Here is a 19,971-nt window from a genome sequence, read left to right as displayed (position 1 = left end):
CCGGACGCGCGCATCTCGCAGCAGGCGCGCCCGTTCAAATCACGTCTTCATCTCGGCCCTGACCAGATCGTCTTCGCTCTCGTCGTAGAGCGTGTCGATCAACGACCGATATCTCTCGGTAATCTGCTTCCGGCGCTTCTTCCTGGTCGGCGTCATCACGCCATTCTCGGGAGACAGCTCTTCCGGCAGGATCCGGAACGCCTTGATCTGCTCGGCCCTGGCCAATTTGCTGTTGGCCTTGCCGATCTCGCCTTCGATCATCCGGACGACGATTTCGGAGTTCGCCAGGTCCGCGTATTGCGCGATTTGCAGATCCCGCGATCTCGCCCACTCCATCGTCGCAACCGCGTCGACTTCGATCAACGCGGTGAGATACTTCTTTCCTTCGCCGATCACCGCGGCCTCGGAAATGAACGGGCTGTGCCGGATTTCATTCTCGATCTGCGTCGGGCTGATGGATTTTCCGTTGGACGTGTTGATGATCTCTTTTTTTCGATCGACCAGCTTGAACAGGCCTGTCGGGCCGATATCGACGATGTCTCCGGTGTAAAGCCAACCATCGCGCAGCGCCGATTTCGTTTCCTCAGGCTTGTTCCAGTAGCCAACAAACAGCCCCGGTCCCCGAACGATCATCTCCCCGTCCTCGAGAACCGCCGTCTCCCAGGCCGCATCATGCACGGGCACGCCAACGGTGCCGGCTTCCGGCCATTCCGCCATCTGGACCAGATTGGCGCCGACCAGCTCGGTCTGGCCGTAACATTCCTTCAACTGCAGGCCCCATAGCTGCCAGAGAGACATCAGCTCGGACGGCATCGCAGCCGACGACGTGTAGGTGACCGCGAGTTCCTCGAACCCGACTTCGGCAAGCAGCGGACGGAAGATCTGGTCCTGGCAGACCGCGAACAGCGCCGATATCAGGGGATCCGGCGTGCCGCCGGCCTGGCGGTCGTCGAGCGCCTTGCGCGCGATCGTCATCGCGAACTGATAATCCTGCTTCTGCTTCGCCGATCCGGAATGGACTTTGCTGAGGATCTGGGTGGCGAACCGCTGATAGAAGCGGGGCGGTGCCGTGAAGTAGGTCGGCTTCACCTCCTTGATGGTCTGGGCAAACTCCATGCTGGTCTCGCCGAAATGCGGCACCAACCGGGCCAGCAAAGGCAAGGTCGTCGCCTGCGCACGCGCCACCGTGTGCGACATCGGCAGATGCACGACGACGCGATGGGTGTCGGAACGCATCCGCGGGCTGAACGTCGTCACGCTGTGCGCACCGGCGAGCAGCGACAGATGGGTCAGCATCGCGCCCTTCGGAAAGCCCGTGGTGCCGGATGTGTACCCGATGCTGACCAGGTCGCTCGCCCTCGCTTGCGCGGCCTGCCCGCGAAGAAGGACATCGGCATCGACCGAGATCCCCTCGCAAAAGGCCCTGAGAGAGACGACGTTCGCCGCTGCGCCCGCCCCAGCCCACGCCGGATCGAGCACGATGATCTTCCGCAACCTCTCGGCCTGGCCGGACGCCAGGACGATGCCGAGCTGAAGCTCGCTGCCGACAAAGACGAAGGAGGTTCCAGAATCGCTCAGGCAATAGCCGACTTCCTCCGGCGACGAGGTGAAGTACACGCCGACCATGACGCCGCCGGCGCAGATCGTCGCCATGTCGGCCAGCAGCCATTCCTGCGACACATCGCCCATGATGGCCGCACGATCACCGCGCTCGAATCCGGCCTGCTGCAGGGCGGCCGCCAGATTGGCCACCTGGTCGGAATACTGCCGCCAGGTCACGGCGATCCATTCGCCGCGACGCTTTTGCTTGTAGGCGACCGCCTCGGGCCGCTCCGCCCTTCGCGCGCTCAGAAGCTGCGGGATGGTCACCTCGACGAGTTGAGCTCCCGACGTGATGGATTCGACGTCCATCTCACCGCTCCGCGAAGCGCTTCCGCTTTTCAGCGAAGGCGGCGACGGCCTCGCGCCGCTCGGGCAGCGCGAAGGTCAGCATCTCCAGCGCGGCCGAGGTGTCGAGCACCAGATGCGAGTACTGCTTGATGATCTTGTTGACGCTGTACTTGGTCCAGATGATGGATTCCCGCGGGCCGCTTGCAAGCATCTCGGCATATTCGATCGCCGCGTCCTTGACGTCCCTGCCCGAAATGACCTCGTTGATCATGCCCATGGCGGCGGCCTTCTCGGCGGAGATGAACTCGCCCGTCATCAGGTAGTGCTTCGCACGCACCGGCCCCATCAGCAGCGGCCAGATCACCGCGCCGCCGTCACCAGCAACCACGCCAGCGGTCACGTGGGTATCGGCAAATCGCGCGGTCGGATTTGCGAAGATGACGTCGCAGAACAGAGCAAGCGTCGCCCCGAGCCCAACGGCAACGCCGTTGACCGCCGCCACGATCGGCACCTCGACCTCGAGCATATTGCGAACCAGATGGCGTCCGCTCCTGGTCGGCGACGGCAGCGGGCCCTTGTCGAGCGACTTCTGATCGCCGCCCGAACAGAAGCCTCGCCCCGCGCCGGTCAGCACGATCGCGCGGACGTTCTTGTCGTGATCCAGCTCGACGAAAACCCGCTCCAGCTCCTCGTGCATGTCCCAATTGATGGCGTTCAGGATCTCCGGCCGGTTCATCGTGACAACGGCAACGCCGCTGGAGCGCTTCTCGACGATCAGATACTTGTAGCTGTGCTGTGACATTGGTTTCTCCGTCCTGCTGTCCTGGAATTACTTTTGAGGCCGCATCGCGCGGATCTTGTCGAGGATCTCCTCGGTGGGTCGCACAACGTTGTTTCGGTCGTTGAAGTGCGGGATCACGTAGCGACCGCACATTTCGATCGCCTCCATGATCTTCTCATGGTTCACCGAATCGAGGTGAAGCAGGACTTCGTCGATGCCCAATGCCTCGAATTTCTCGAGCTGACGGATGACGGTGTCCGGGCTCCCGCAAACGGTGGTCGCCGATTCGTTGAGCAGATAGTCCCAATCCGTTCCGGCGCGTTGCGCCGCCGGCTGGCTCTCGCTCATGTATGCGTAGTCACCGGAGAGCTTCGCCAGCCGGGGATAAGCGTCGGTCGCTATCCGGGCGTAGTGCATCAGAGGCTCAGCGTAGTCTTCCTTCGCCTTCTGGTCCGTGGCACCGATGCCAAAGAAGATCGGAAGGCCGATGCGAGAGCGATCGAGCGGGCCAAGCTCGTCACGCTTCCAGGCGCGACGGTAGGTCTTGATCAGCTTGGCTTGATAGTCCCACCCTTGGTAGATGTTGCTGCTCAGCACGGCGAACCCCTCGGCGCCTGCCCAGCTATGGCTCCGTTCACTTGTGGCAGCGATGCCGATCACTGGATGGGGCTTCTGAAGCGGCTTCGGAACCAGCATTCGCGGCGGAATCCGGTAATACTTGCCTTCGAAGGTGAAGATATCCTCGCGCATCGATTTCTTGAGCAGCGCGAGCCCCTCTTCCATTTGGGGGAGCGTTTCATTCGGGTCGACGTTGAAGGCGCGCATGGCGATAGTCGTGTTGGCGCGGCCGGCGTAGAACTCCATGCGGCCATGCGACAGAATATCGGTGACCGCCAGCCGCTCCGCCGAGCGCAAGGCGTGATTGATCTTCTGCGGCATCAGGGTCACTGCGGACCGCAGCTTCACGCGAGAGGTCACCGCGGCGAGATAGCCGTAGACCACCTCAGGGGCCGAGCTCGAGATGCCGCCGAGCGCGACGTGCTGCTCGGACAGCGCGACGCAGTCGAACCCCATCTTTTCCGCGAGGCGCACCTCATCAACCAGTTCATGAAGCCGGCGTGCATAGCTCTGCCCGACCTGGGTTTCCTGCTCCGACCAGAACCCGAACGAAAGTGCCATCTTCTAAGTCCTCTGGAAGATTCGAGATGGCAGAGGATTTCATAGGCGCGGCAACATTTTCGTCCGAATGCTGGTGGCGGCTGCGCAGCTTTCCAAATTTTATGCTGTCAGCAGCTGGCGGACCGCATGCCGGCGTCACCTCATCTGGCAAACGAGGACGCCAGAAGATCCGCGATCGCCTTGAGGCATCGCGCGCCGATCTCGACCGTCGATCCATGCGGATCGCCAATGATCCCGTTGTGCGTGATCGACTTGATCCCGTTCTTCCACATGGACTCAAGCTGCGCTTCAGACAGCGCGCCCAGGTACCCGGCTTCGAACCGGTCCAGCCGCACGCTATCGGGGCGGAGCCGCATCATCAGCGACGTCTCCGCGATGTCGGCGTGCCCGCCGACTGCGTTGGGGGCACCCCCGGCATCTCGGACGGCGCTTCGCCATGTGTCGATCCAGGCAATGGCGTCGCAGAACGCATCGATCTCAACGCCAGGCGCGACCTCGCGCCTCAACCGCGGAAGCATGTCGCGCAGGACGGGAAAGTTTCCGATATGCCCGGAGAACAGCAGGATCCGCTTGAAACCATGCTGGGCGAGACTCGTGCAGTAATCCCGGCAGATCGCCTCGAAGGTTTCCGGTCGAAGCGAGATCGTACCGGGGAAGACAAGATGGTGAGCTGAACAGCCGACCTTGATCGTCGGAGCGATCAGAGCCGAGCCGAGATGCTGCGCCAGTCTTGCCGCGAGCGCCTCCGCGTGATCGGCATCCATGCAAAGCGGAAGATGCGGCCCATGCTGCTCGACAGCACCGCACGGTATCAAGGCCGTCGAATATCCTCGCGCCAAGGCGGCCGACACGTCCTCGAAGCTCATGAGCTCCAGGCGGATTTCTTCAAGGGATGGCAGCACAGCCATTCATGCCTTCTTTGAATTCTTCGACAGGAAGCGGGCGCGCGCGTCTGCCGAGCTATCCCCGGTCAAATAGGCGCCGAGATCCTCGATCGTCATCGCCTCAAGCGAAGCGTCATCCATCTGTCCCGTCAAGTTCAACGAGCGCTTGATCGCGGCGAATAGCCTCTGCTCCTTCCCGCGAAGCTGCCTGCATACCTCCACGGCACGGTCCATCACCTTCACAGTGGTTGCGACCTCGCTGATCGCTCCGATTTCGAGCGCCTTCCGGGCGTCGACCAACTCGCCCCAGTAAAGCAATGCCTGCGCTTCGCGAAGTCCCAGTTTCCGGACCGCTTGCCGCATTCCCTTGGCCGCGGGCAGGAGACCGTGGTTGATCTCGGGAAACCCGACCATGCAGGCCTGGTCTGCGACGACGTAGTCGGCATGAAGCAGGAATTCGAAGGCGCCCCCGACCGCATAGCCGCGGACGGCGCACACCAGCGGGCCCGGATATCGCTCCATCTCGCACAGCAGCGCGTGGAAGTTCCTCATACGAGGTCTGGATATCTCGATGCCGGCGACTTCCTTGATGTCGCCTCCCGCACTGAAGAAGCGATCGCCTCCGCCGGTCAAGACGATACCTGGTGGTGAGGCTTGAGCGGACAACGCACGAATCGTGTCAAGCAAACGCTCGACCAGTCGGTTGTTCAAGGCATTCGCCGGCGGCCTGTTCATCGTCATCGTGACGATGTCGAGGTCGCGCTCGACGAAGAGAGCGTCGTCGTTCTGCATGGCGACAGCCTATGTGGCGCGCCTCGGAATTGGTTGCCATACGACGCTTCCGTATCAGGCCGGATCGACACAAATCGCCGTCGCGGCACGGGATCGCAGCATGATCTGCTTGATCTTGTCCCGGTTCCGCGCCGGGCGGATCAATGCCACGCTGGCGACACGCCACTACATTCCAAGATAAGCGCGCTGAATCTCGGCGTTGCTCAGCAGTTCGTCGCTCGGTCCGTGCAGCACGATCGAGCCGTTCTCCAGGACGTAACCGCGATTGCTCAACGCAAGGGATTTCGCGACGTTCTGCTCGACCAGCAGCACCGTGATGCCCTGCTCGTGCAGGGACTTCACCACCTCGAACATCACGTCCGTCAAGGCGGGTGACAGTCCAATCGACGGCTCGTCGAACATCACGATTTCAGGCTTCGCCATGATCGCGCGCCCGATCGCCAGCATCTGCTGCTCGCCGCCCGAAAGCGTTCCGGCAAGCTGCCGCCTGCGCTCTCGAAGCCTTTCAAACAACTGGTAGACGAACTCAAGCGTTTCGAGCTGACCGGCCTTCGCGCGCTTCAGCGCGCCACCCAACAGCAAATTCTCTTCGACTGACAGGCTGCCAAAGATCTGTCGACCTTCGGCGACTTGCGCAATGCCGCGTTCGCAGATCTCCCACGGCGGCATCCCGGTGATATCGACGCCGTTCATCTTCACGGCGCCGGCCGAAGATGGAACGATGCCTGCGATCGATCTGATCAGCGAGGTCTTTCCCGCGCCATTCGCACCCACGACACAGATCAACTCACCCTTGTGGATCCGCAGGGAGACGCCGTTCAGGGCGTTCGATCCGTCGTAGGCAACACAAAGCCCGTCGATTGATAAGAGCGCCTCGTCAAGCATGGAAGCCTGTCCCCAGATAGCTCTCAAGGACCCTCGGGTCCGCGGCCACCTCGCCAGGACTTCCTTCGGCGATCCTGGCGCCGTGATGCAGCACGACGACACGCGACGCGACCTCCATCACGATGCGCATGACATGCTCGACGAGGAGGATCGTCAGCCCGGCTTCGGCAAGTCCCTGCAATACGCGGACAACGCTCGCGGCTTCGGTGGGACGGAGGCCCGCCATCACCTCGTCGAGCAGCAGCAGCTTGGGCCGGGTGGACAGCGCTTTGGCGGTTTCCAGCATTTTCCGATCCGGCAGCGTCAGCTGGTCGGTCCTTGCATTGGCCTTGCCGGCAAGTCCAACGCTTTCAAGGGACTCGTATGCCGTCGACCTGGCTTCGCTGACGTTCCGGGTCCAGCTGAAGGCGCCGACCATTGCGTTCTCGAGCACCGACATGTCGCGCATCGGCCGCACGATCTGGAATGTCCGCGCGATACCCATCCTGCAGACAAGTTCAGGCGGTGTATTCTCGATCGGGCGTCCCTCGAACAGCACCTCCCCGCTGGTCGGCTGCATGGCGCCCGCAACGAGGTTGAAACATGTCGTCTTTCCTGCCCCGTTCGGCCCGATCAACGCGGTGATCCGTCCGGCTTGCAGTGCGAAGCTGACATTGTTCACCGCGACCAATCCGCCGAACGATTTGGAGAGATTCTTCACCTCGAGCAAGGCCGTCATTCTTCGGCCTTTCTCGGTTGCGGCAGCCACACCCGGGACGGCAGCTGGATCGCCTTGCAGAGCCGCACCATCGCCGGCCAGATGCCGTCGGGCAGGAACCAGACGACGAGCACCAGCACGACACCGTAGGCGATGTTGTTCAGTCCCGGGATCCGCAGACTGTCGCCGAGCGCGCTCATCAGATGGTTCAGGGGAATAGCCGCGAGCGACCCGACCAGCGGACCAAACGTCGTGCCCAAGCCGCCGACCACGGGCCCGATCAGGACGTCGACGGAGAGCCCCATCCCCATGATCGAATCCGGGAATATCGATCCCTGCACCAGCGCCAGAATTCCGCCGCCCACGGCCGCCGTCGCCGCCGAGATCGCGATCACAAGGATCTTGTGCCGGAATGTGCGAACACCGAGCGCGCGTGCCGCCTGCTCGTCGTCCCGCATCGCTCGCCAGACGTATCCGAGATACGATCGCGAGATCAGTTCGGTGCCCACGATGCCGAGGGCGGCCAGCGCAAGCGCGACAAAGTAGTAGAAGCGCGCGTCGCCCCGGAGCATCGAGAACTCGATCGCATTGGTCGGTGCGGGAAAGAACAGCCCCTGCATTGCGCCAACGAACTCCCAGCCACTGAACATGATCCTGGCGAACTCGGCGGCGGCGATCGTCAGCAGAGCGAAGTAGATTCCACGCACCTCGAACCGGAAGCTCAACCACGCCAGCGCCGCGCCGACGGACCCGGCAAGGAACATCCCAAGCAACAGGCCTATCCACGGAGAGATACCGTACTTCACCTCGAGCACAGCAACTGAATAGGCTCCGAGGCCGACAAAGAGGGCATGACCGATCGACAGTTGCCCGCCGATCCCGAGCATCAGATTCCAGGATTGGCCGAGGAACGTGAACAGCAACACGATCGTCATCAACGAGATGAGGTACGGATTCGCCAGCGCGCCGACGAGGGCAAGGGTCACGAAGACCATTGCTCCCGCAAGCCACGGCCTGATGTCGGCCGACCCCTCAAATCTCTTTTGCACCAAAGAAACCTCTCGGACGGAAAATCAGGATGATGATCAGGAGCGCATAGGGAAGCGCCGTCTTCATCGACGGCGTGAACATCAGCGCTGCAATTGCTTCGGCGACGCCGATCAGCAGGCCGCCCAACAGCGCGCCGCTGAAGCTGCCGAGACCGCCGACGATCACCGTCACGAAAGCCAGCAGGGTAAAGTCGACGGCCAGATATGGCTGCGCGTCGAACAACGGAGATATCAGCGCGCCGGCGACGCCCGCGCAGGCCGCGCCAAGACCGAAGGTCACCGCATAGACCCGGGGGATGTTCAGACCGACGACCAGGCCGCCCAAGCGGTTGTCCGCCGCCGCGCGCAACGACCGGCCGAATGATGAAAACTTCAGGTAAGCGCCCAGCAGCGTGATGAGCAGGCCCGCGGTTGCTGCCGCCTGCAGTCGCGCCAGATCCAGCGTCACGAAGCCGAGCGATACGGTGTGAAACGACAGCTGCGACGCGGTGGGGCGCGGATCCGGCCCGAACGTCACCAGCAGCGCGCCGGTGAAAAGCAACGATAGCCCGATGAAGACGATGAATTGATAGTGATGCGGCCGGTTGACGAACCGTTTGACGAGCAGGGTCTCCAGCAAATATCCGAAGACGAACATCACGACCGCCGCGATCGCCGCCGCGACGATGATCGGAACGTCCCAAAGGCGGACGGCCCAATAGCCGATGTAGACGCCGAACACGACCATCTCACCATGCGCGAAGTTAACCACGCGCATGACGCCGAAAATGATCGTCAGACCGAGCGCCACGAGCCCGTAAACGAGACCGAGCAAGACACCGCTCGCGAGAACATTGAGCCAGAGTGACAGCATGAGCGATCACCGGCACTTGGGCACGGTGAATTCACCCTTCACATAGACGAGAGGTTCGCGATCGGCGTTGGTCGCCTGCGCGACCACTGCGCCGACGAAGATCGTGTGACTGCCGGCATCGTATGAATCGGACACGCGGCAATCAAAGCTGCAGATCGCCTCGACCAGACTCGGCGCCCCCGTCGCGAGTTCGCGCCACAAGCCTTCGCTGAATCGAATGTCGCCCTTGCTGCCGTCCTGGCCTGCGAATTTCTGCGCCAGCGCAGCGTGATCCGCCGTGAGGATGTTCCAGCAGAACGATCCGCTCTGCTTGATCGTATCGTGGGCGCCGGCCGACTTATTGACGCAGACCAGCACGCTCGATGGCTCGGTCGACACCGAGCAACCGGCCGTCAATGTCAAACCGTGCCTGCCCGGCCGCGCGCCCGTCGTGACGATCGACACGGCGCCCGGGACGTTGCGCATGGCGCTGCGGAATTCCGTGCTGCTGAACACCGGGTTGTCCTGACTGGGCATGGGCGAGACTCGTAGGTTCATGGTGGATTGCCCTGATACATGGAGCCGAAATGATGATCTGCGGGCCTACTTGGCCGCAGCCTGAAAGAGCTGGATCGTATTGTGCTGACGGTCCTTGAAATGGGCCACCCGACCATGCGCTCCCATGTCCCTGATGTCGCCAAGCACCTCGGCCCCCTGAGCCCGCGCGCGATCGAGAGCAAGCTCCAGATCATCCACCTCGAAGACGAGGACAGCATTCCGGGACGGCTCAGATACGGATTCAGCGGGACTTGCGACACAAAGAGCGGCCTTCTCTCCTGCGAATTGAATCCACTTGCCGCGATCGGCGAAGCGGATCGTCAATCCGAGGCCCTCGTAGAACCCAGCCAGCTCTTCGGGTTCGACGGCAGTCAGATAGACGTGCTTGAGCTTCACTTTCTCACTCCCGATTCCGAACGGGCCCTCGATCTGCGATCTCCACAGGCCCCGATCGTCCGGAGATAGTCGCCCCGTTTGGCCGGCATTAATGCTCGAACAGTTGGCTGCCCGCATCGTTGAGCAGCATGATGTGCCGAGACATGCCCACCTTGGCGCCATTGCTCACCAGTGCTCGCGGCGAGCGGACGATGTCGATTTCAGCGCGTGCCAGCCCCCGGGGGAGATTGACCGTTTTTCGATACAAGTCGTCTTTTTGTCGAAATACCCACGGCCGCGACTGCGGTTAGCATCGCTGTCATGGAGTTGTCACCACGCGAGATAACGCGCGGGACCGAACCTCGACGAAGCCACAGTCGGCCAGGGAGAAATCGAATGACGACGACTCTGGACAGGATCGACATCAAGATTCTGAATGAACTGCAGCAGAACGCCGACTTGACCAACGTCGAGCTTGCTTCGCGCGTCAATCTCTCACCTTCACCCTGCCTCGCCCGCGTTCGCACGCTAGAAAAGCTCGGCGTGATCGATCGGCGAATTGCCGTGCTGGATCCGGCAGTCGTCGGGATCGGCGTTACTGCGTTCATCCAGGTCAAGCTCGAGAAGCAGGTGCAGCTCTCGCTCGAGAACTTCACGCGTTCGATCGATCGCCTGAACCAGGTGATGGAGTGTTACCTGATGACCGGCGATAGCGACTATCTGCTCCGCGTGATGGTGTCCGACATCGAGGCGCTTGAAGACCTCATCGTCAACAAGCTCTCGCGCATACCGGGCGTGACCAGCATTCGTTCGAACCTGGCCTTGAAGCGGATTTCCCACAAGACGGTGCTGCCTATCGACTCCAGTCGACCGGTTCAGATCAAGTCGTCCAGCCCGGCTTCCAGGCGAATCGAGAGACCGGCCAAGCCACAATACGACACTGCCCTTCAGACGCGGATCGACGCCGGCATGAGCATCGAGACGTCGCGCGCGCTCGACCACAATGCGGCCAGCTTCTGACGGCCGCAGCGACAAGGCGATCGAGGAGCTCCGTGAGGATATCGCCGGGCGTCGAAATGACGGAAGCCTTGCACACGCGGTATCGCTACCGCGACGACAGACGCTGCCTTTCGGCATCAGTCAGCTGCAGCGCCTGTTCAGCGGTCAGTTCACCGCTGCCGACCACGCGAAACATGCTGTTCGGATCATAGCTCTGCCGCTCATTGCCGCCGCGGCGCTGGTCATTGCCGCCGGGATCCGGCGTGCCGTCACCGCCGCCGTAGCCGAGCACCTCGACAATGATGACCGACGGCTGTCCGGTATTGGCTGCCGGTGCCGCCGCCGTCGGTTGCTGGGCTGCGCCCGCGGTGTTGTTCGCCGCGGTTAAGGCGCCCACCGGCGGTCCCTGCACCACCGGCACACCGACCGAAATGCCCTGCACCTGGATATTGGCGATGTTGAGCACCTGGAGCGCCTGGAGGGTGAGATTACCCGACACGCGAATGCCGGCCTCGCCGGCATCGATGGTGCCGTGCGGTACACGCCGGGCTTGCTCGATCAGGGTGACGGTCTTTGCGGTCGTGGCGGCTGGGTCAAACCCATGCCGGCTCGCTCTGGACGACTGCAACAGTGATGCTCCGTTCGCTTATTCTTCGTTCCTTTGATTGTGCGCCCTTCCAGTCACCGCGACCTTACCAATTGATGTAGGCCGCGATGGCCGGCACCCGAAATAACAGCAATCGCGCGACAATCGCCGCAATCGCTCTGGGGCGGCGGGCGCCGGGATTACTAGGCTGTTGCGGTCAAACCCAAGACCAGTCAATGACCAAGTTCCCGCGTGGCACGACCGCGACGCCCGCCTCCATCGTCGACGCGCTGAATGCAGTTGCCGGCGAGAGAACCAGGGTACGAGCGAGCTTTGCCGCAGGCCAGTGCGTCCACGGCACCTATATTCCTTCGGACCGATCGGTGGAGATCACCAAATCCCGAAGCTTCTCGAGGCCATCGCGGGTGCTGGCGCGCTTCTCGATGGACGGCTGCAATCCCGAGCTGTCAGGTGCCGACAGGCTGTCGTTGCGCGGCTTCAGCTTCCGGCTGGGGCGTGACGATTATTGCTCGGACATTCTGACGCAGAGCGCGCCCGTGCATTTTGCCCGGACCCTCGACCAGATGCAGGCATACCTCAAGGCGCGCATTCCGGATCCCAAGGGAAAGCTGGATACGGATAAGGTGAAGGCGTTCTCCGCCGCCAATCCCGAAACACTAAGCCAGGCAGCCTACCTCGCGACGAGCCAATTGCCGACAGGCTTTGCAGGCGCAACGTATTGGGGTGTCCATTCCTTTCCTGCAACGAACGCGGACGACGAGACGCGATTCATCAAGCTCAAGGTTGTCCCCGTCGGCGGAGATCTCGCCGCAAAGGCAGACGAGGCGACCACAACGTCTGCAAGGGCCATCTACGACGACCTCCGGAATCGAATCGCAGCCGGTGAAGTCCGCTTTAGCGTGATCGCGCTGCTCGACCGTCCTAATGATCCGGTCCTGGATGTGACGATCCGCTGGCCCGACGAGGACAGCCGAGATGAAATCAGGCTGGGCACGATCGTGATCACGGGCGTCGAAGCGAACGCCGTGTGCGACGCCTCTGTCTTCGATCCGGCAAATCTTGCCGAAGGCCTTGATCATCCCTTGGACGAGATCTTCGCGGCGCGACGCGAAGCCTATGCCATCTCACTGGCGCGGCGTCGGTAACCGGCCAATCACGTCTGACCATCCCTGACATCAAGCACCTCGCGGCGCCATGCCGCCGGGCTCATGCCGACCAGAGCCGAGAATACTTTCGTCAAATGGCTTTGGTTGGCAAACCCGGCCGATATCGCGATCTCGGACAGCGACAGGCCCGCAACGGTCATCAACTGCTTGGCCGCCTTCACGCGCTGGCGAAGCAGCCACTGGTGCGGCGGCAACCCGGTCGACGTTCGAAACGCGCGCGAGAAATGGCTGACCGAGAGGCCAAACTCGGCCGCGATCTGCTTCAAGGTCAGTGTCCCGCCGAGATCGGCGTCGAGCATTTCGCAAGCTTGTTTTGCTTGCCTTGGGGTGAGACCGCCGCGGGCCAGCGCGCGGATGGCTCGCAGTCCGCCATAGGTCTGCGCGACGTGCGCGGTGATTGCGAGCATCGCGTGGTCGATGAAGAGCCGGTTGGCCTCAGCCGGCCGACGCAGCGCTTGCTGGAGCGCCCCACCGATATGACGCACGACCGGGTCGTCGTGGCCGACGCCAAGCTCACAAGGCAGCTCACCAACGCGCGGTGCATGGAACTGCTCAGCGATACCGTTGAGCGCCGAACGCGGAAGATAGAAATGAAGAGTGTGGAACGGCTTGTTGATGACGAAGCGCAGATCCGTTTTCATGTCATACAGGTATGTTGCGCCCGCTCGGATATCGGCCTTGGTGACACATTTGCCGTGTGCCCAGAGCTCGCAGCTCGGGTATTCGTAAAGTTTCAGGCTGACAACAAAAGAATCTTCAAGGGGCATCCCGCCGGAAAGGCTCCGCGCGGGAGCATCATCCCGGGTTTCGGTGACGGCGATTTCGGCGTTGCGCAGCGAACGCGTGATCAATGAGCACGGTTCCTGCGCAAGGCGGCAGAACTGCCTAGCATTCTCACCGTAGAAACCCGTCTGCCTCATGACCGGCCCGTGCATTTTCCAGGCAGCGCATCCGCGGAAGCGTGCGAGGTTTAAGCTCATTATCCGGTATCCAAGTGCGGAGGTCTAGGTTCGCGGGCGGCGCAAAACGCGATTTTTGGACGGATCAGCCGCCGCGCCAGAACGCTTTGAGCAGAATCAGGAAAAGCGCGGCCGTTTTGGGAAAGAACCCGAAAACCTCCGGGCCTAGAAAGCACAGTTACGTAAACCGCGCCCGGCACGAGCGCATGCCCTCCCTAAGCGAACGCGTCGTCATGAGCGAGCCGATCGATCTCTCGATGATTTCAGCTGACGAGTCCGATCCGCATCGCAACGGCTTGCCGGCTAACGGCCACCGTCATGCCGATGAGGAGATGGCGCGTGTGCTCGGGACAACGCCATTCCAGATGGCTTTGGACGCCTCCGGCGCCGGGATTGCCCATTGGAAGCACGAGCCGCTGCACGACATCGTCGAGCCGATGACCCACCATGTCATCATGGCTTACAACGGCGCGGTCCAGCGCATGGAGCGACGATCGGGTCGGTCGGTCGCCGCGGGAACGTTTCGTCCCGGGGTCGTGATCATCATTCCCGAAGGATCGAGCTCGCGATGGGATATTCCAAAGCCCGTTGACGTCGTCCAGCTCTATCTACCGCAGACGACGCTCGAACGCATCGCCACCGAAGCCGGCACCGCCGCATCGACCGAGTTGCTGGAAAGAACCGCGCATCCTGACCCCGTCACATCCCGATTGCTTGTGAGCGCGGTGGACGCCCTGGAGGGCAACGAGGCTCTTGATACGTTGTTCAGGCAGCAACTGACAGACCTTCTGGCCACGCGTCTGCTGGCTGCTCACACCGATCTACCAACCACGATCCAGCCGGTCAGGGGCGGCTTGGCGCCGAAGACGCTGCTTCGCGCGATCGAGCGCCTGCGTTCGGATAGCGACGCTGACGTGTCATTGGCAGCTCTCGCTTCAGAGGCCGGCCTGTCACGCTTCCACTTCTGCCGCGCGTTCAAGGAAAGTACCGGGCTTTCGCCTCATGCCTGGCTCCGAAAGCACCGGCTCGAGCAGGCCATGAAGCTGCTCCGCGACACCAATGAAGCCGTCGTGTCGGTGGCGGCCGAGCTCGGCTACACGTCGCAAACAGCTTTCGCTGCGGCATTCAGGAAGCTCACCGGCGAAACACCGAGCGACTGGCGGCGGCGCACGCGTTGAAGCAACGGCGCTCCGCCGATGCACCATCAAGCGTCGCTTTTCCTCGCACCAAACGCTTCGCGGCGCCATAGCGCCGGGCTGACACCGACTTGCGCCGAAAACACCTTCGTCAGATGGCTTTGGTTGGCAAACCCGGCCGATATCGCAATCTCGGACAGCGGCAGATCGCGCACGCTCATCAGCTGTTGGGCCACCTTCACGCGCCGGCGAAGCAGCCATTGATGTGGCGGCAGACCGGTGGAGATACGAAATGCGCGGGAAAAGCGGCTGACCGAAAGATCAAACTCGGCCGCAATCCGCTGCAATGAAAGCGTTCCACCGAGATCGGAGTCGAGCCTTTCGCAGGCCCGCTTCACCTGCCAGGGGGCAAGGCCGCCGCGTGCCAATTCGCTGGTCGGCTGCAATCCGCCATAGGCTTGCGCGACGTGGGCAGCGAACGCCAGCAGCATGTGATCGATGAAAAGCTGGTTCGCTTCCTCCGGCCGGCGTAACCCGTTCAACAGCGAACCGCCAATATGGCGCATGGTCGAATCGTCATGACCGGAGCCGAAGCCGATAGCGAGGTCGCCGAGTTGGAGACGGGATTCCGCGGCAATGCTATCAAGCGCCGAACGCGGAAGATAAAAATGGAGCGAATGATAGGGCTTGTCGATGACGTAGCGCGGATCGTGCCGAAGATCGTACAACCACGTTGTGCCGGCTCCAACGTCCGACGTGGTGACGTACTTGCCATGCGCCCAGAGCTCGCAGTCCGGGTAATCCTGAAGCTTCAGGCTGACGATGTAGGCTTCGTCGGCCAGCGAGCCGGAAAGACCCGGTTCGGGATTGGCATGCTGCGTTTCCGTGACCGCGAGTTCGACGCCGCGCCGTGAACGCGTGATCAGCGCGGACGGCGCATCAGTCAGATTGAGATAACGTCCGAACCTCTTTCCGAACGTACTTGCGTGTGCCATGTCGATCGGCGGTCCGTAGGATGTGGTCGATTTGATTGAAGAAAATCAGCGTATTGCCGTCGCCGCGGGTTCGCCCGTGATTATCCGGGATCGCCGCACTGAGGTCTAGGTCCCCAGCGGAATCGGCAGTCATTCCGACAGACTGCGGCCCCGGTTGTAACAGGCCGATTTTCAGACGTCATTTCAACAGTGGTCGCCGACGATCGCGGCCTTTGTCATCTCTTGGTTGAGGCCCGGCGCCCGGAAAAGCCTATCACAAATTTGCGCGTGACGAAACGCTTTGGGCAGATTTGGGAAAGGCGGTGCAGCTTTGGGAAAGAGCTCGAAGACTTACGGGCCTAATAGACTGCGCAGATCGCAGCGGCGCCGCGCCCCCATAAGTTCGAGCCGGCCGAGCGCAGGCGGTCCTGACGCGAGCCCATCGCCATGAGCAAGCCAATCGATCTCTCAATGGTACCATCCGGCGCGTTGGAGGCGCATCGCGAGGATTTGCCGGCGGGCGGGCGTCGTCATGCCGACGAAGAGATGGCCCGCGTGCTCAAGACTGCGCCGCTGCTGATCGCCGCGGATCCATCGAACGGTGCGATCGCCCATTGGAAGCATGGCGCGTTGCACGACGTGGTCCAGCCGATGATCGATCACGTCATCATGACTTACCCATCGGGCGTGCAGCGCCTGGAGCGGCGTGACGGCAAATCGGTTGCGATTGGAACGGCGCGATCCGGCGTGGTGACGATCATTCCAGCTGGCACGAGCGCCCGATGGGACATTCCCGGGTCAGTGGACGTCGTTCAGCTTTATCTCCCGCACGCAACGCTCGAGCGCGTCGCCCGCGAAGCTCGCACGGTCGTTCCCGGCGATCTTCTGGAGCGAACGGCATATTCCGATCCTGTCGTATCCGGGTTGCTCCTCAGCGCTTCGGATGCACTCGAAGGCAACGCTGCCCTGGACGCCCTGTTCAGGCAACAGGTGACTGAACTTCTAGCCACGCGGCTGCTCATCGCGCATGTGGGCACACTCATGACGGCGCCGCCGGCCACGGGTGGGCTCTCGCCGAGCGTGCTCCGGCGTGCCATCGACCGTTTGCGCTCGGATCACGATGCCGAGATATCACTCGCCTCGCTTGCTTCAGACGCTGGCCTGTCACGCTTCCATTTCTCTCGCGCCTTCAAGGAGAGCACCGGTCTTTCACCCCATGCCTGGCTGCGCCAGCAGCGACTCGAGCAGGCGATGAACATGTTGCGCGACAGCGACGCATCGATCGCGTCGGTGGCGGCCGCGCTTGGCTACGCCTCGCAAAACGCTTTCGCCGCAGCATTCAGGCGACTGACCGGTGAAACACCGAGCGATTGGCGCCGACGTATTCGGTAGCAGCAACGACTCTACAGGTGCCGCAATCACTCTGGCGCGGTTGCAGGTCCGATCCGATAGACAAGCAGGGTGCCCACGATCCTATGGACGGAGACGAACATGATCTGGAAACGCTTTTTGAGCCTCGCTTCAATCGCGCCACGACGGAGGATCGTCGCAACCACTATCGTGTACGGACTTTCACTGGCGGTTCGCTTTACCTCGGCAACCGGCGACGAAGTGGAAATTCCGCCACAGTCCCTGCAGCGCCCCAATCCGGGGATGTCCATCGTGACAAGGGACAACGCTCAACTCCCCTACGCTGAATGGATCCCGAGCACTCCCCAGCCCATCTTGCTGCGCAGCGCATGGCCGCGGCGAGGACTACCGACCGCGGGCTGTATCCAGCCCTAGACCGCCGATTTCGCTTCACGTCTTCGCGCCATCGTTGATCGCAGAAAGCTTGCCGCAACAGCGGCGGCGATGGCGCGCGCATGCCCGGAAGAAACCAAACCACAGGAGTAGTCACATGAGACTCGTCATCATCGGCGCCGGCTTCGCCGGCATGTATGCCGCACTTTCCGCTGCCCGCCTGCGCGATATCCACGGCGTCTCACCCGATACGTTCGAAATCGCGCTGGTCGCGCCGGAGCCCACGCTCGTGGTTCGCCCGCGACTTTATGAACCGAAACCCGAGACCCTGACGGCGCCGCTGTCGGATGTGCTGAACGCCGTCGACGTCACCTATCTGCGGGGCAGCGCGGAGACGGTTGATACCAAGTCCCGCACCGTGACGATCACGACCGCAACGGGCACGAATGAGCTCTCCTACGACCGCCTGGTCGTGGCCACCGGCAGCCGGCTGTTCCGACCGGACATTCCCGGCCTCTCCGCGCACGGCTTCAGCGTCGACCAGCTCGACGACGCCGTTGCCCTCGACAAGCATCTGCATGGCCTGGCTCGCCGGCCGGCCGGCAACGGCCGCGATACCGTGGTCGTCGCCGGCGGTGGTTTCACCGGCATCGAGGCGGCGACCGAGATGCCGGCGCGGCTTCGCGCGATCCTCGGCAAGGATGCCAAGCCGCGCGTCATCATCGTCGAAAGGAACGCCGCGATCGCACCGAACATGGGCTCGGATTCCCGCCCGGTCATCGAGGACGCGCTCCGCAGGCTGGGCATCGAAACACGGGGCGCTGCCGGCGTCGCATCGCTCGACGAAGCCGGTGTCACGCTGTCCGACGGCGAACGCATCGAAGCCGCAACCGTGGTTTGGGCGGCGGGCATCCGTGCCGCTCCGTTGACCGCGGAGATTCCCGGCGAGCGTGACAGGTTCGGCCGACTGCTGGTCGATCGCGACTTGCGCGTTCCGGGCGTAGCCGGCGTCTTTGCCACCGGCGACGCCGCACGCGCCGCCTGCGACGATGCCGGCAACTACGCACTGATGTCGTGCCAGCACGCCACCCGCATGGGCGCCTTTGCCGGCAACAACGCCGCTGCCGAGCTGCTGGGCAAGCCGACCAGGCCGTATCACCAGAAGGTCTACGTCACCTGTCTCGACCTTGGCGAGGCCGGCGCGCTGTTCACGCGCGGGTGGGAGCGCAAGCTCGAAATCGTCGGCGACGATGCCAAGAAGACCAAGCGCGAGATCAACACTGTCTGGATCTATCCGCCGAAAGCCGAGCGCGCCGCGGCTCTCGCTGCAGCGGATCCGGAGCAGGTGGTGAACCTCTAGACACCCAGGCGAAACGGCCGCGCGCCCCGAAGTGCGCGGTCTGCCGAAGCACGACCCGACAAGGCCCTTCACCATGAAACAGGAGACCACGATGACTGTGAAGCAGATGACAAATCCCACCTCGAGCACATCCTCACGCCCTCGCACGGGCGAGCCCGAAGAACTGGTGCCGTCGCGTTACGCACTGAAGGTCGGCGAGATCGAGGTACTCGTCGTCAGCGATGGCGTCCTCCCGCTGCCGGCCACGATGCTGGCGCATAACGTCGCCTCGTCTGTTCGGACGGCCTGGCTGGACGACATGTTCCTGCCGTCGGACGCTTTCGATTGGGCGCTGAATGCGGTTGTCGTGCGCAGCGGCGGCAAGACCATCCTGATCGACGCTGGCCTCGGATCCGACCCGAATCTGCACCTGCCGCGGGCCGGTCAGTTGATCCGGCGCCTCGAGGCCGTGGGCATCGATCTTTCGTCCGTGACCGACGTGGTGCTGACCCACATGCACATGGACCATATCGGCGGCCTGCTTGCCGATGGCGTGAAGGAACGGCTGCGTCCGGACTTGCAGATCCACGTGGCGGCCGCGGAGGTCAGCTTCTGGGAGGCGCCCGATTTCTCCCGCACCGCCATGCCGCAGGGATTTCCGGATGCGCTTCGCGCGACCGCCAAGCGCTTCGCGAAGGAATACCACAACCAGCTACGGTTGTTCGACGACGAGCACCAGGTGGCGCCGGGGGTGGTGGTGTCTCGCACCGGCGGTCACACGCCCGGGCACAGCGTGGTTCGCCTGGCGTCCGGCGACGAGCGGCTGATGTTCGCCGGCGACGCCGTGTTTTCGGTCGGGTTCGATCACCCCGACTGGCACAACGGCTTCGAGCACGACCCGGAGGAGGCGACGCGGATTCGCGTCCGATTGCTGCGGGAGCTTGCCGAGACCGGCACGTTGCTGGTGGCCACTCACGTGCCGTTCCCGTCCATCGGACGGGTCGCTGTCGATGGCGAGGCCTTCCGCTTCGTACCAATTTTCTGGGACTACTGACGGGTTGAACGGGCGCGAGCTTCCTTGCCATCGAGAAGTTCGCGCCCTGGCACGCCGCCGCTATGCCGATCG

The 19,971-nt window shown here is 62.6% G+C and carries 21 protein-coding genes; 6 read left to right on the top strand and 15 right to left on the bottom strand.

Annotated elements, in window-relative coordinates:
* Nucleotides 1–39: 39 nt before the first annotated feature.
* The 12 genes from BraRD5C2_RS29315 to BraRD5C2_RS29260 all read right to left on the bottom strand — a co-directional run bounded on the left by BraRD5C2_RS29315 (nucleotide 40) and on the right by BraRD5C2_RS29260 (nucleotide 10,190).
* A complete protein-coding gene (locus BraRD5C2_RS29315) occupies nucleotides 40–1,911 on the bottom strand; it encodes an AMP-dependent synthetase/ligase (RefSeq protein WP_223974570.1) in 1,872 nt (623 codons plus the stop codon).
* Between the two features lies 1 nt (nucleotide 1,912).
* Nucleotides 1,913–2,692, bottom strand: coding sequence for an enoyl-CoA hydratase/isomerase family protein (locus tag BraRD5C2_RS29310; protein WP_223974568.1), 780 nt, complete (start codon nucleotides 2,690–2,692; stop codon nucleotides 1,913–1,915).
* Nucleotides 2,693–2,719: 27 nt separating this feature from the next.
* Nucleotides 2,720–3,850, bottom strand: a complete 1,131-nt coding sequence (locus BraRD5C2_RS29305; protein ID WP_223974566.1) for an LLM class flavin-dependent oxidoreductase — start codon at nucleotides 3,848–3,850, stop codon at nucleotides 2,720–2,722.
* A gap of 140 nt (nucleotides 3,851–3,990) precedes the next feature.
* Nucleotides 3,991–4,758 (bottom strand): creatininase family protein, encoded by a 768-nt coding sequence (locus BraRD5C2_RS29300; RefSeq protein ID WP_223974564.1) that lies wholly within the window; start codon nucleotides 4,756–4,758, stop codon nucleotides 3,991–3,993.
* A complete protein-coding gene (locus tag BraRD5C2_RS29295) occupies nucleotides 4,759–5,526 on the bottom strand; it encodes an enoyl-CoA hydratase/isomerase family protein (RefSeq protein ID WP_223974561.1) in 768 nt (255 codons plus the stop codon).
* 165 nt (nucleotides 5,527–5,691) lie between these two features.
* Entirely contained in the window at nucleotides 5,692–6,411 is a 720-nt protein-coding gene (locus tag BraRD5C2_RS29290) for an ABC transporter ATP-binding protein (RefSeq protein WP_223974559.1), read from the bottom strand.
* A complete protein-coding gene (locus BraRD5C2_RS29285; RefSeq protein ID WP_223974557.1) occupies nucleotides 6,404–7,129 on the bottom strand; it encodes an ABC transporter ATP-binding protein in 726 nt (241 codons plus the stop codon). The genes BraRD5C2_RS29290 and BraRD5C2_RS29285 overlap by 8 nt, the downstream gene beginning before the upstream one ends.
* Nucleotides 7,126–8,043, bottom strand: a complete 918-nt coding sequence (locus BraRD5C2_RS29280) for a branched-chain amino acid ABC transporter permease (protein ID WP_223974972.1) — start codon at nucleotides 8,041–8,043, stop codon at nucleotides 7,126–7,128. The genes BraRD5C2_RS29285 and BraRD5C2_RS29280 overlap by 4 nt, the downstream gene beginning before the upstream one ends.
* Before the next feature lie 97 nt (nucleotides 8,044–8,140).
* Nucleotides 8,141–9,010: a branched-chain amino acid ABC transporter permease gene (locus BraRD5C2_RS29275; RefSeq protein WP_223974555.1), complete on the bottom strand. Its 870-nt coding sequence runs from the start codon at nucleotides 9,008–9,010 to the stop codon at nucleotides 8,141–8,143.
* A 6-nt stretch (nucleotides 9,011–9,016) separates the two neighbouring features.
* Nucleotides 9,017–9,526, bottom strand: a complete 510-nt coding sequence (locus tag BraRD5C2_RS29270; protein ID WP_223974553.1) for a flavin reductase family protein — start codon at nucleotides 9,524–9,526, stop codon at nucleotides 9,017–9,019.
* Between the two features lie 66 nt (nucleotides 9,527–9,592).
* The gene (locus BraRD5C2_RS29265; RefSeq protein ID WP_223974551.1) at nucleotides 9,593–9,943 is read right to left on the bottom strand and encodes a VOC family protein; all 351 of its coding nucleotides are present in this window, start codon (nucleotides 9,941–9,943) and stop codon (nucleotides 9,593–9,595) included.
* Between the two features lie 88 nt (nucleotides 9,944–10,031).
* A complete protein-coding gene (locus BraRD5C2_RS29260) occupies nucleotides 10,032–10,190 on the bottom strand; it encodes a hypothetical protein (protein WP_223974550.1) in 159 nt (52 codons plus the stop codon).
* 128 nt (nucleotides 10,191–10,318) lie between these two features.
* Here BraRD5C2_RS29260 and BraRD5C2_RS29255 point away from each other — a divergent pair, with 128 nt between their 5' ends.
* Nucleotides 10,319–10,942: an Lrp/AsnC family transcriptional regulator gene (locus BraRD5C2_RS29255; protein WP_223974549.1), complete on the top strand. Its 624-nt coding sequence runs from the start codon at nucleotides 10,319–10,321 to the stop codon at nucleotides 10,940–10,942.
* Nucleotides 10,943–11,027: 85 nt separating this feature from the next.
* On the opposite strand, the gene BraRD5C2_RS29250 is transcribed toward BraRD5C2_RS29255, so the two are convergent.
* Complete coding sequence (locus BraRD5C2_RS29250; RefSeq protein ID WP_223974548.1) at nucleotides 11,028–11,549, bottom strand: filamentous hemagglutinin family protein; 522 nt, start codon at nucleotides 11,547–11,549, stop codon at nucleotides 11,028–11,030.
* An 86-nt stretch (nucleotides 11,550–11,635) separates the two neighbouring features.
* On the opposite strand from BraRD5C2_RS29250, the gene BraRD5C2_RS29245 reads away from it, so the two are divergent.
* On the top strand, nucleotides 11,636–12,673 hold the full coding sequence (locus BraRD5C2_RS29245) for a catalase (protein ID WP_263010021.1): 1,038 nt from the start codon (nucleotides 11,636–11,638) through the stop codon (nucleotides 12,671–12,673).
* 8 nt (nucleotides 12,674–12,681) lie between these two features.
* Here BraRD5C2_RS29245 and BraRD5C2_RS29240 read toward each other — a convergent pair whose 3' ends face one another.
* Nucleotides 12,682–13,614, bottom strand: a complete 933-nt coding sequence (locus tag BraRD5C2_RS29240; protein WP_223974971.1) for a helix-turn-helix domain-containing protein — start codon at nucleotides 13,612–13,614, stop codon at nucleotides 12,682–12,684.
* A 272-nt stretch (nucleotides 13,615–13,886) separates the two neighbouring features.
* Here BraRD5C2_RS29240 and BraRD5C2_RS29235 point away from each other — a divergent pair, with 272 nt between their 5' ends.
* Nucleotides 13,887–14,831 (top strand): helix-turn-helix transcriptional regulator, encoded by a 945-nt coding sequence (locus tag BraRD5C2_RS29235; RefSeq protein WP_223974546.1) that lies wholly within the window; start codon nucleotides 13,887–13,889, stop codon nucleotides 14,829–14,831.
* A 26-nt stretch (nucleotides 14,832–14,857) separates the two neighbouring features.
* Here BraRD5C2_RS29235 and BraRD5C2_RS29230 read toward each other — a convergent pair whose 3' ends face one another.
* Entirely contained in the window at nucleotides 14,858–15,784 is a 927-nt protein-coding gene (locus BraRD5C2_RS29230; protein ID WP_223974545.1) for a helix-turn-helix domain-containing protein, read from the bottom strand.
* 426 nt (nucleotides 15,785–16,210) lie between these two features.
* Here BraRD5C2_RS29230 and BraRD5C2_RS29225 point away from each other — a divergent pair, with 426 nt between their 5' ends.
* The 3 genes from BraRD5C2_RS29225 (at nucleotide 16,211) to BraRD5C2_RS29215 (ending at nucleotide 19,899) form a co-directional block, all read left to right on the top strand.
* Nucleotides 16,211–17,155: a helix-turn-helix transcriptional regulator gene (locus tag BraRD5C2_RS29225; RefSeq protein WP_223974543.1), complete on the top strand. Its 945-nt coding sequence runs from the start codon at nucleotides 16,211–16,213 to the stop codon at nucleotides 17,153–17,155.
* A 508-nt stretch (nucleotides 17,156–17,663) separates the two neighbouring features.
* On the top strand, nucleotides 17,664–18,866 hold the full coding sequence (locus tag BraRD5C2_RS29220; protein ID WP_223974541.1) for an NAD(P)/FAD-dependent oxidoreductase: 1,203 nt from the start codon (nucleotides 17,664–17,666) through the stop codon (nucleotides 18,864–18,866).
* Nucleotides 18,867–18,963: 97 nt separating this feature from the next.
* On the top strand, nucleotides 18,964–19,899 hold the full coding sequence (locus tag BraRD5C2_RS29215; RefSeq protein ID WP_374708061.1) for an MBL fold metallo-hydrolase: 936 nt from the start codon (nucleotides 18,964–18,966) through the stop codon (nucleotides 19,897–19,899).
* The last annotated feature ends 72 nt before the right edge of the window (nucleotides 19,900–19,971 follow it).

The sequence above is a fragment of the Bradyrhizobium sp. RD5-C2 genome (assembly GCF_019972155.1).
In the GTDB taxonomy this organism is placed as follows: domain Bacteria; phylum Pseudomonadota; class Alphaproteobacteria; order Rhizobiales; family Xanthobacteraceae; genus Bradyrhizobium.
This window is presented reverse-complemented; position numbering and strand designations above follow the sequence as displayed.

Bases quoted from the DNA above. Each gene is read 5' to 3' on its own strand.
- BraRD5C2_RS29315 (WP_223974570.1), bottom strand. From the start codon at position 1,911: ATGGACGTCGAATCCATCACGTCGGGAGCTCAACTCGTCGAGGTGACC.
- BraRD5C2_RS29310 (WP_223974568.1), bottom strand. From the start codon at position 2,692: ATGTCACAGCACAGCTACAAGTATCTGATCGTCGAGAAGCGCTCCAGC.
- BraRD5C2_RS29305 (WP_223974566.1), bottom strand. From the start codon at position 3,850: ATGGCACTTTCGTTCGGGTTCTGGTCGGAGCAGGAAACCCAGGTCGGG.
- BraRD5C2_RS29300 (WP_223974564.1), bottom strand. From the start codon at position 4,758: ATGGCTGTGCTGCCATCCCTTGAAGAAATCCGCCTGGAGCTCATGAGC.
- BraRD5C2_RS29295 (WP_223974561.1), bottom strand. From the start codon at position 5,526: ATGCAGAACGACGACGCTCTCTTCGTCGAGCGCGACCTCGACATCGTC.
- BraRD5C2_RS29290 (WP_223974559.1), bottom strand. From the start codon at position 6,411: ATGCTTGACGAGGCGCTCTTATCAATCGACGGGCTTTGTGTTGCCTAC.
- BraRD5C2_RS29285 (WP_223974557.1), bottom strand. From the start codon at position 7,129: ATGACGGCCTTGCTCGAGGTGAAGAATCTCTCCAAATCGTTCGGCGGA.
- BraRD5C2_RS29280 (WP_223974972.1), bottom strand. From the start codon at position 8,043: ATGACGATCGTGTTGCTGTTCACGTTCCTCGGCCAATCCTGGAATCTG.
- BraRD5C2_RS29275 (WP_223974555.1), bottom strand. From the start codon at position 9,010: ATGCTGTCACTCTGGCTCAATGTTCTCGCGAGCGGTGTCTTGCTCGGT.
- BraRD5C2_RS29270 (WP_223974553.1), bottom strand. From the start codon at position 9,526: ATGCCCAGTCAGGACAACCCGGTGTTCAGCAGCACGGAATTCCGCAGC.
- BraRD5C2_RS29255 (WP_223974549.1), top strand. From the start codon at position 10,319: ATGACGACGACTCTGGACAGGATCGACATCAAGATTCTGAATGAACTG.
- BraRD5C2_RS29245 (WP_263010021.1), top strand. From the start codon at position 11,636: ATGGCCGGCACCCGAAATAACAGCAATCGCGCGACAATCGCCGCAATC.
- BraRD5C2_RS29240 (WP_223974971.1), bottom strand. From the start codon at position 13,614: ATGAGGCAGACGGGTTTCTACGGTGAGAATGCTAGGCAGTTCTGCCGC.
- BraRD5C2_RS29235 (WP_223974546.1), top strand. From the start codon at position 13,887: ATGAGCGAGCCGATCGATCTCTCGATGATTTCAGCTGACGAGTCCGAT.
- BraRD5C2_RS29230 (WP_223974545.1), bottom strand. From the start codon at position 15,784: ATGGCACACGCAAGTACGTTCGGAAAGAGGTTCGGACGTTATCTCAAT.
- BraRD5C2_RS29225 (WP_223974543.1), top strand. From the start codon at position 16,211: ATGAGCAAGCCAATCGATCTCTCAATGGTACCATCCGGCGCGTTGGAG.
- BraRD5C2_RS29220 (WP_223974541.1), top strand. From the start codon at position 17,664: ATGAGACTCGTCATCATCGGCGCCGGCTTCGCCGGCATGTATGCCGCA.